This window comes from Phytoactinopolyspora endophytica (genome assembly GCF_004138495.1).
GTDB classification, from domain to species: Bacteria; Actinomycetota; Actinomycetes; order Jiangellales; family Jiangellaceae; genus Phytoactinopolyspora; species Phytoactinopolyspora endophytica.
This window is the reverse complement of the sequence record NZ_ML142856.1, coordinates 63221-69262: the sequence shown is the minus strand read 5'-3', so window position 1 is coordinate 69262 and position 6042 is coordinate 63221. Positions and strand designations below refer to the sequence as shown.

The following is a 6042-nucleotide window of genomic DNA, read 5'->3' as shown; positions in this document are numbered from 1 at the left end:
ACGGTCGGTTATGCACACGCGGTGGCGACGGCGGTGGAGGTGCGGTCCGGCCGGCTGCTGGCGGCACGAGACTCCGCTGGTGCGTGGCGCCGCGTCCTCGGAGCGTCGCGCGCCCGCCGTGGCGATGTGCCGGCCTTCATGATCAGGGCGTATGCACTGATGGGTGAGGTCGAGGCGGCTGAGCAGTCGCGTGTCGAGGCGATCGACAGGGCCCGCCGGTTCGGCGACTGGTGGGCGACTGCGCTGGTGCAGTCGGAGAGCGGCGCGATGTTCCTGCATCTCAACAGGCTTGAGGAGGCCGTCGCGTCGCTGGAGCGTGCTCAGGGCTACGCGTTGGCGTATGACGACCCGTCGCTGCTCGCTGCCGAGCCGGACTTCATCGAGGTGTGCGTACGGCTCGGCGAGATGGAACGGGCGCGGTCGGCGCTGGCGACGTTCGAGGCCCGCGTCGGGCGCGTGTCGACGGCGTGGGGACGGCACACGCTGGCGCGATGCCGGGCTATGGTGGCCGACGGCGACGAGTCGGTGGAGTTGTTCACGGCGGCTGCGGAGACGGAGATGGACGTGGTCTCCTTGGTTGAGTTAGCGCGCACACAGCTGTGCTTCGGGGAGCGGTTGCGCAGGCTGGGCCGGCGCGCCGAAGCGATGGAGTGGCTGCAGCGCGCAATGCTGCTGGCGCGCGAAAGCGGAGCCTTCGGACTCGCGGCGCGCGCGGAGGCGGAGCTCGGCTCGGGGGGAGTGCGAGCCGGCGTGGATCAGGCGGACCTGACGGGACGCGGCGGATTCGGTGACCTCACGGACACCGAGCAGCGGATCGCCGGTCTGGTGGCCGCCGGACGGCGGAACCGTGAGGTCGCATCCGAGCTGTATCTGTCAGTGCGGACCGTTGAAGGTCACCTGGTGAAGATCTACCGTAAGCTCGGCGTCCGGTCGAGGTCCGAGCTGGCTGGAATGGCGGTCGGCGCGGGCCGGTTCTGACCCAATGCGTACAGGTCGGACTGCTGTAGCGTCTGGTATGTGGTGCGCAGCGCCTGTCGCGCGCGGTTGAGCAGGCTGGAGACCGCGTTCGGGGTCATCGACATCCTCGGCGCGAGCTCCGCCGGCGTATAGCGGTCGACCTCGATGAGCCACAGGATGCTGCGCCATCGGGGTGGCAGCCGGGCCCATGCGTCGGCGGCCAGACCGGAGTAGTACGTGGGAGTGGGCGCCATGCCTCGTTCCCAGAGAGCCTCGTCGTCGGTGATGATGGTCCGGTTCTGTGCGGCGAAGTAGCGGTAGGCGAGCCGCCTGACGGTCGACTGGACGTAACTGGCGAACGACTCCGTGGGCCCGCGCCCGGAACGGACCGCGCGCAGTACTTGGTAGAACGCTTCCTGAACCAGGTCGTCGGCGGCGTACGCGTCACGGACGAGGCACTGAGCCGTGTGCCGCGCCATCGGCCGGACGCTGTTGTAGAGCGCGGCGAACGCTTCCTCGTCACCGGCGCGTGCTCGATTGAGTAATACCAGCAGTTCCTTCTCATCCACCCTTGTCCCCATAGTGAAGAACATGCCGAATAAGCGGTAAGTGGCGCGAGGGGGGAATCACCACATTGGTGAAGTGAAACTACGTACGTGACTACGTGAATCACCCTAAAAGCGACAGTTTGCTGCCTGACGTCGACCTATTCGGCGCTCATTGAGGGTGGAGTGCTTCTTTGGTGTCACACGCGCGGGCCATCTTGGCACGACATGCATATGTGACGCACATCACATATGTCGTTCGTGCTGATCCTCAGCTCTATGTGCTCATGCATCCGATGTTTCGGCGTCGCAGTAGTGCTGCGCTGTGCATCGCAAAGGCAGTACTCGTGAGAACGCGAGATGCCACGGGGGGCGTGTGCTGGACCTTTTGCGAGGTCCAGGGGTGTTGCCGAGGTAAGGGAGAACAAGGAACATGAGAAGTCCGACGAGGGGGAAGTACAGAAGTGCGCGTGGGAAGCCTCGCGGCTTCTGGAAGCGTGCTTCGATCCCATGGCCACGCAGGGTCACTAGAGACATGAAACGGCCCACGGCCTTCATGCTCATCTTCGCGCTGTTTGGCGGACTGCTGATCGCGGCTACGCCGGCGGGTGCCTCAGAGCTCTCCACCGGTGAGGACGCGGCATTGTCCAGCACCCAGTCGAGTGAAGGCAGCGCCGCCGCCGACGCGGACGCATCCGAGTTGCTGAACGTCGACGAGGAGCAGCCGGCTGAGGAAGGCACCGACGACGAGAATGACGCGTCCGAGACCGACGCGCCTGAGAACACCAAGGGCGACGAGGACTCCAAGGACGAGAAAGCCTCCGAGGACGACCAGACTTCGGGCGATGACGCCTCTGAGGAGGACGAGCCGTCGAGCGACGAAGCGTCCGAGGACGAGCCATCTGGTGACGGAGCGGCCGACGAAGAGTCGTCAGGAGACGACAAGTCTGGCGAGAACTCCCGCGATGGCCCGGACGCAGAAGAGTCCGACGAGCGAGAGGCGAGCTCGGCGGACGTCTCGGCCGCGTCGACCCCGGTGTACGAGATAGATGGACAGTGGGTCAACCCGCCCGCCACGATCTCCCGGGGCAACCCCGTGGTTGCCGAGTGGCGCGTCAATGTCAATGACGACGAGGAGCCGCCGAGCAATGACCCGGTGGACAACGTCGTGGCGACGTTCACGGTGGACAAGGCGTTCTTCGACGAGATTCCGGACTTGTGTCTGACCGATGATGTGGACCCGGCATCGAGCATCTCCGACGACGGCACGGAGCTCACCTGTAACTTCGGCACTGTCAAGATGGGCACCGCGCTCATCGTGCAGACACCGGTTGTAGCGAACGGTGTGACCGGCGATGAGATCGTGCTGGACGGCACGTCGCCGAGTGGCGAGAACGTCGAGCTGCCGCCCATCCTGATCGAGAACCCGTTCGTGATGGACATCCAGTGGCAGGGGGTCAGCCAGTGGGAGCAGTGGGACGACCCCTACGACCCCCACTATGTGGATGTCGATCTGCAGTGGTCCGTGCGGTTGGGCAAAGGCTCCGATCCAGGACCCGACACGGTCACGTACCGGCTGACCGTCGGGGCAACGGACCGGGCCAACGTGCCGCAGACCGTGGACGTCGGATTCCACCCGTCGAACGTGGGCCAGGAGGACAACTGGGGCGTTCAGGGCTGTACGGAGTTCGACATGGCGAATGCCGACGGGCATCCGTGGTCGCACGCCCCGGAACATCCGCGGAGCACGTCGTTCATCGACAGTTGCACGCTGACCCCGGTTCAGGGGTCGCCCGGCGAATTCGACCTCACGCTCAGCGGGATCAACTATGACCTCGTCAACGTGCCGGAGCTGGACTCCACTGGCAACGCACTGCCACCCAACTGGGACTACGTGGCCAGCGGCTCCGTCTGGTTCCGGGTGACCACGCAGAGCGCCGGGTCGATCAGTCTCTCGTCGAGTGCGCCGAGGTATGAGGCGCCTACCGGGCAGGAGTACGACGATCTCGCCGGCAACAACGCCTCCAACAAGGTGTACACATTGCCCGGCGGGTTCAGGGCGGGGTACTGGCGGCCATACACCAATTCCGGTGGAACGGCCAACGACAACACCTATCGGGTCCCTGCCGGCACCACGCTCATGCAATGGACCAACGTCGTCTTCGACTCTGACCAGGTGGACCCGGACAGTCCGTACGGCAACTGCCTCGTTTTCGACCCCACGTACTCCACAGCCGTGGAGCCACCGCCCGACGCGCCGTTCGCGCAGATTCGCGGTCTGATCCGAGCGGGCAATCCAGGCTATCCGGAGGATAGCGGCCAGCCCTTGGACAATCCCCCGCCGATCGAGTATTACACCGGCGGCGTAGGTGACCCGAACGCATTCGACTGTTTCACCGGTGGTGGCTGGTCGACGGACGCTCCGGGTGACGTGGGGACGGTGAGCGCGGTTCGGATCCGCTACCCGCACTCGCTTCCCGACGACGAAGGCGTCAATGGCATCCAGCTCAACTGGTACACGCAAGTCAACGATGACGCGCCGGTGGGTCAGGACGTCTGGATGTTCGGATCGGCCTTGCGCAACGGGCAGACGGTAGGTATCGGCGAGCCATGGGACTCGCAGCAATGGGCCCCGGCACCCCCTGGCTCCCAGTACCCTCACACCAGCGGGCGGCGCGACTTCGTACGGGTCGTCCTCGCTGATCCGTACATCGAGAAGTCCGCGGCCCAGCCGACCGTGACGCCAGGGGTACCGGCCGACTTCACCCTGACGTACTCGGCTACCGGCGCGGGCCTTGTTCCGCCTACGGTCGATGACTACCAGATCGTCGACACGTTGCCGGTGGGGATGACGTACGAGCCTGGGTCGGCTGACCCGGAGCCGGCGGTCACGACCGACGGACAAGGTCGGCAGGTGTTGACCTGGACGCTGGACGGTGTGGAGACGAACGTCGAGCATGAGCTGGCCTACCAGGCGGTGGCGGACTCGAGTATCGAGCCGGGCACGACACTGACGAACACGGCCTACTCAAGCCTGGCCGGTGAGGATTCACCTGAGGTCAGCGAGTCGGTGACGACCACGACCAACGGCTACACGATCATCCTCAAAACCGCGGATGTGGAGTACATCCCGAACCGTGAGGGTGATGGTGTCGGTACTGGTTCGTGGACGGTTCGGATCGAGTCGGAGGACCCGATCTCGCAGGCGTTCACGGATACGATCGATATCCTTCCGTACAACGGCGACCAGCGTGGCACGTCGTTCTCGGGCACGTACTCCCTGGACGAGGTGGTAACGCCGGACGGCGGGACGGTGTACTACACCGACGCCGACCCGGAAACGCTGAACGACGACCCGGCCGACGAGTCGAATGGTGCTGCCGGCGATCCGACGGACAACACCGTCGGGTGGACCACGGATCGTCCAGAGAACCCGACCGCTATCCGGGTCATCGGCGGCGAGCTGGAATCCGGCGGAACGTTCTCCTTCCAGGTGGTCATCACCACGGACGGAGCGGAGCCGCAGGACGTCTACGTGAACCGGGCGCAAGCTCGGGCCGAGCACACCGAACTGGTGATGCGCACGTCGGCGCCGTTGATCGTCACCGACTACTCCGTGGAGAAGACGTCGGACCCAGAGTCCGGTTCCACGGTGAAGCCGGGTGACACGGTCACGTACACGGTCGAGGTCACGCAGGAAGGCGATGTGCCAGCAGGCGCGGTCTTCCGGGACACTATGGCCGGCGTCTTCGATGACGCGACCTACAACGACGACCTCGACGCCGATATCGGCGAGGCGACGTTGGAGGACGGTGTCATCTACTGGGAGGGTGATGTCCCGGTCGGCGAGGTCGCGACCATCACGTACTCGGTGACCGTCAAGGACGTCGCGGACCTCGCTGAAGGTGAAGGAGAAGAGGGCTACGCCTTCCTCGAGAACGACGTCTGGTCGCCGGGATGCCCCGATCCGGATGAGGACAACCAGTGCCGGACCGAGCACCCGGTGGGGTACTACGAGTACTCCAAGACCGCGGACCCGACACCGGGTTCGACAGTACGGGTCGGTGACGTCGTCACCTACCAGGTCGAGATCAACCAGAAGGGTGAGGGTGCCGTCGAGAACGCGCGGATCGAGGATGATCTGAGCGCGGCTCTGGACGACGCCGAGTGGAACGATGACGCGGAGGCGTCTCAGGGTGAGGTGACGTACGAGGAACCGAACCTGTTCTGGAACGGCGATCTGGACGTCGGCGATGTGGTCACGTTGACCTACTCGGTCACGGTGAAAGACACCGGCGACTTCGAACTGGCCAACGTCGTCACCAGTGACGATCCCATTTCACAGTGTGTGCCGGCGCCGGACGAGAACCCGGACTGCGAGACGAACCATCTCCTTGGTGACTTCGTGGTGAGCAAGGTTTCGGACCCGGAGTCCGGTTCCGAGGTGGAGCCTGGTGATGTCGTCACCTACACGGTGAACGTCAAGCACGTCGGCAAGGCGCCGACGGACGCGGAGTTCGAGGACGACATGACTCAGGTC

At 64.9% G+C, this 6042-nt stretch carries 3 protein-coding genes; 2 read left to right on the top strand and 1 reads right to left on the bottom strand.

Annotated elements, in window-relative coordinates; all coding sequences use genetic code 11:
• Positions 1-978: helix-turn-helix transcriptional regulator (locus ELR45_RS35315; RefSeq protein WP_205856729.1), on the top strand; the 978-nt coding region annotated here is incomplete at its 5' end.
• Here the strand turns inward: ELR45_RS35315 and ELR45_RS16635 are convergent.
• Positions 909-1538, bottom strand: a complete 630-nt coding sequence (locus tag ELR45_RS16635; RefSeq protein WP_165367843.1) for an RNA polymerase sigma factor — start codon at positions 1536-1538, stop codon at positions 909-911. The genes ELR45_RS35315 and ELR45_RS16635 overlap by 70 nt on opposite strands.
• Positions 1539-2037: 499 nt before the next feature.
• Here ELR45_RS16635 and ELR45_RS16630 point away from each other — a divergent pair.
• Positions 2038-6042 (top strand): DUF7927 domain-containing protein (locus tag ELR45_RS16630; RefSeq protein WP_165367842.1); only part of this gene is annotated, 4005 nt, incomplete at its 3' end.

What these genes read in the sequence shown, in the direction of transcription:
- ELR45_RS16635 (WP_165367843.1), bottom strand. Translation starts at nt 1,538, where the DNA reads ATGGGGACAAGGGTGGATGAGAAGGAACTGCTGGTATTACTCAATCGA.